General features: G+C 59.4%; 4 protein-coding genes and 1 pseudogene. 1 reads left to right on the top strand and 4 read right to left on the bottom strand.

What is annotated here, in order from left to right:
• Positions 1-623, top strand: a pseudogene (locus PA598K_RS08830) (hypothetical protein); the annotation flags it as partial.
• A gap of 38 nt (positions 624-661) precedes the next feature.
• Here PA598K_RS08830 and PA598K_RS08825 read toward each other — a convergent pair.
• The 4 genes from PA598K_RS08825 to PA598K_RS08810 all read right to left on the bottom strand — a co-directional run.
• Positions 662-1,177 (bottom strand): suppressor of fused domain protein, encoded by a 516-nt coding sequence (locus tag PA598K_RS08825; protein WP_260405327.1) that lies wholly within the window; start codon positions 1,175-1,177, stop codon positions 662-664.
• Positions 1,178-1,258: 81 nt separating this feature from the next.
• On the bottom strand, positions 1,259-2,056 hold the full coding sequence (locus PA598K_RS08820) for a MerR family transcriptional regulator (protein WP_128656607.1): 798 nt from the start codon (positions 2,054-2,056) through the stop codon (positions 1,259-1,261).
• Between the two features lie 21 nt (positions 2,057-2,077).
• On the bottom strand, positions 2,078-2,944 hold the full coding sequence (locus PA598K_RS08815; RefSeq protein ID WP_128656606.1) for a CPBP family glutamic-type intramembrane protease: 867 nt from the start codon (positions 2,942-2,944) through the stop codon (positions 2,078-2,080).
• A 130-nt stretch (positions 2,945-3,074) separates the two neighbouring features.
• A partial coding sequence (locus tag PA598K_RS08810) for a FecCD family ABC transporter permease (protein WP_148091921.1) occupies positions 3,075-3,833 on the bottom strand: 759 nt, incomplete at its 5' end.

The following is a 3,833-nucleotide window of genomic DNA, read 5'->3' as shown; positions in this document are numbered from 1 at the left end:
GCGAGAGCGGCGCGACCGGACCAACAGGGCCTGTCGGGAATACTGGACCAGTGGCGGGGATTATTCCATTCTCAATTTTAAATCAAACCTCTCAAGAAATAGCAACCGATTCCGAGGGAAACCCACTATCTGTGCAATTTGCCGGTTTTAGTCCAAATAGTCAAGACGTTGTCCTGCTTGACGCTGGCAATTGGCAAAGCGGCGTAATTAGTTTTCACACAGGTGAGGGTGGCAATTACTTTTATTCGTTAAGCTTTGTTATGCCTCGTGACGGAATCGTGAGGAGTATATATGTAACTTTTGGAAGTGGAGAAAACACATCCATTGCTGAAGGAATTACGATGCACCCTTTTGCCTGCTTAGCAACCGCAAATCCAAATACGCTCATACCTAGGATTGACTACACTATTCTACAAGAGACAATCACATTCACTGAACCCTATGTAGGCACAGCGATTGGAACCGTACCGAGATTCTCTATTCGACAAGGGTCATTGACGGGTCTGAATACCTTTATCACTGCAGGTTCGCTTGTCGCAATTGTTATAGGCTGGTTGGGTGATGGCGTCACGACGCCGCAGACAGGAACTTTCACGGTTTATGGCGGCATATATATGGAATAAGTTGAAAACTGGTCGCATCTAAAACGAATCTCTGTCGTCTACGAGCGCCGGGGATCAATGATAGCCTCATCGCTGTCGTCCATATATTCATCAAAAGCTTCCAAGCCTTCCTCCAAGAGGAGGGAGGCTTCCTCAGCCGTGATCGGCACCGCCCAGAGCACCTGGACAGTCTCGCTGCCGACGCGCAGCTCCTCCAGCGCTTCGCTCTCCCCTCGCAATTCATCGAGCAGCAACGCTCTCGTCGTCCACCCCGATGGTGCGAGCGCACTCTCCTCCATCACCCTCGGAATCTCCGAATCCGTAGATACGGCGATATGATGCGCGACCAGATCGCATACATACGAGAATACGCGGTCGACGGACTCTCCACCCAGCTCCGGTGTCAGCGCGAGCACCCACTCGGTCCCGATCAGCCGACCATCGGAGCGAGGCGTGCAGGACAAGCCGACTGTCGCATAACTCGTTATGCCTTGCTCGCCGATAGGCGGGAAATAGTAAACCTCCACACGGGTCTCATGTCCTGACCGATTCATAATAACCCGATACTCCGACATCGCCCACTCCTTCATAGGCGCCCAAGATGATGCTCCTTCGAATATCAAAGGCAAGCTCGCTTGCTTTGGTCTGTTCCGTCATCATCCGTCATCACCTTCTCTCAGTTGACTGCGCTCGGGGACAGCCCCCGATCTCGTCCGGTAGAGCGTCTCCAGGATCGCCTCGATATAGTCCATCACTTCCCGTGTCATCCCATACAGCACAGCGGCGTCTCCCTCATCGGGTGCGACATATTGCCAGAACGTCTCCGTCAACTGTTCGTCCCCCTGGAATATCTCTCTCGCATAAGCATCGATCCGGACGGCGAGCGCTTGCGAGGCAGTGGAGTCCGGCGCTTCATGCATATGGCGCTGCACATCCCGCAGGATATCTGCCCACGCCATCACGCGCGCATCGTCGAAGTCATTGAGCGGCAGCTGCTGTTGCTCCTCTGGCGTAAAAAAGCGATTGCGCCGCCTCCGATTCGGCTTCGGGGACTCGTCCAGCTCGCGGATAAAGCCGAGCAGTTCGTCGAGATCGACGCGGCCTGTCGCCCGGATCGCATATTGCGCCGAGCGCAGCAAGTGCTCGACCGTCTGCAAGCGGTCTTGCTGCTGCTGCACGATCGTCACCTGCTGCTCCAAGGCCCGCTCCCACACCTCGGCAAGACGTGCCGCCTCTGTCACGACATGCGGCCCAAGGATCTCGCCGATCTCCTCCAGCGTGAAGCACATTTTCTTCAACACAGCGATCTGCTGCAAGCGGATGACGCTGCCCTCGTCGTACTGGCGGTAGCCGCTGGCGCTGCGCGTCGCTTTCAGCAATCCCAGCTCTTCATAGTAATGCAGCGTGCGCACCGATACCCCGCTCTGCCGCGCCAGTTGGCCGACTGTCATCATCTCGCTCCCCCTCCCTTAACATCATCCCCTGCGCCTCCATGCCCAGCCCGCGCCGAGGATCGCCAGCAGCACAAGCGCTGTGCCGAGGATCGTCATCCCGAACAGGATGAAGAGCGCTCCCGTCTCTGCTTCATGCTCCGTGTATCGGAGCAGCGCCTGCTCCCCGCGCGGCAGCACGACGAATCGAGACAGGGTCAGATAAGCCAGATGGAAACCGATCGACGCCCATAACGATCCCGTCAGACTGCGCCACAGCTGTAAGGTCATGCCGAACGCCAGCAGGAGGATGACATAATCCAGCGTGATATCTCCCCCTGTCGTCTGCCCAGTCCAGCGCTGAAGAGCGTTGACGGTAACGGGGACCATCACAAATAAACTGATCTGACCCAGGTACGCCAACACGGCAGGCAGACGCATCCGCAGCCCGCTGTAGACAAGCCCCCGCAGCGTCAGCTCCTCCGGCAGAGCCTCGTACAATGCGGCGATGACGAGCTGGGCGACGATCGCCGCGAACAATCCAGGCGTCGCCTGCCAGGCTGTTATGGTCATCCACCCTTGCGATGCAGCGATCGCCAGCCCTGCCGCTGCCATCAGACAGGGCAATCCGAAGCCGCAGACGAAGCTTGTCACGCCCTTGGCCGACCACGGCAACAACCTCAGCCTTATGCCCAATCCACGCTGCATAGCGTAGACCAGCGACAGGACGATAGTCGCTGCCACGACAGCTTGGACGAGCTGCACCGTTCCATACACACCGCCAGCTTGCTGTACCCATCGGCCCGCTGAGGCGGCAGCATACAATCCTGCGGTCATCGCCAGCCAACCTCCGAGGACTAGCTTCAACCCTGTCCAGCTGCCTCTCTTGCTCTTATCCATCCAGTGTATCATGCAGCATCCCTCCGAGACTAGTATAGACCCTCACGTAAACGTGAGAGTCAACAGATACAGAGGATATGAGGCGACTCGGGCGACCTGTCGAGCAACAGGGCGGCAACGCCGGCAGAGGCAGTCGCTACGATCAGCCCTGCTGTCGCCTCCGAGACGAACGCCAGAGCACATAGATGAAGAAAGGCGCGCCGACGGCGCTGATGATCAGTCCGGCGGGCAGCTCCAGAGGCGGCTTAAGCAGTCGTCCGGCCAGATCGGCAGCGAGCACGATAATCGCGCCGGACAGCGCCGCGGTCGGCAACAGGATGCGATGCCTGGTGCCGACGAGCGTCCGGGCGATATGGGGACAGATGAGGCCGACGAAGCCGATCGTGCCTGCCGCCGCGACCGAAGCGCCCGCCAGGCCGATCACCGAGCAGAATAGCAAGAGACGAATCGTCGCCACCCGTAGGCCAAGCCCTTGGGCCGTCGCCTCGCCAAGCTGCATCAGATCGAGCTGAAGCGCCAGTCGCCAGGTCACAGGGAGCAGCACGACGAGCCAGGGCAACAACCCGAGCAGCTCGCCCCAGCTCCGTCCCCACAGACTCCCGGCCAGCCAGACGAGCGCCGTCGCCAGATTGGAGCTGCCGCGTAGCAGGATTAGATCGATCCCTGCGCTGCAGAAGGCGCCGATCGCTACGCCGACGAGCGCCAGACGGATCGGATCGACGCCGCTGCGGTAGGCGACCAGATAGATCGCCAGCGCGACGATCGCCCCGCCGACCAAGGCTGAGACCGACATTAGTCCTGCCAGCGAGGAAGGCAACAACAGCGCTACCGTCACGGCGCCGAGCCCCGCTCCGGCCGTGATGCCGAGCGTGCCCGGCGACGCCAGCGGGTTGCGGAGCAG

The sequence above is a fragment of the Paenibacillus sp. 598K genome (genome assembly GCF_003851045.1).
Taxonomy (GTDB): Bacteria; Bacillota; Bacilli; order Paenibacillales; family Paenibacillaceae; genus Paenibacillus_D.
This window is presented reverse-complemented; position numbering and strand designations above follow the sequence as displayed.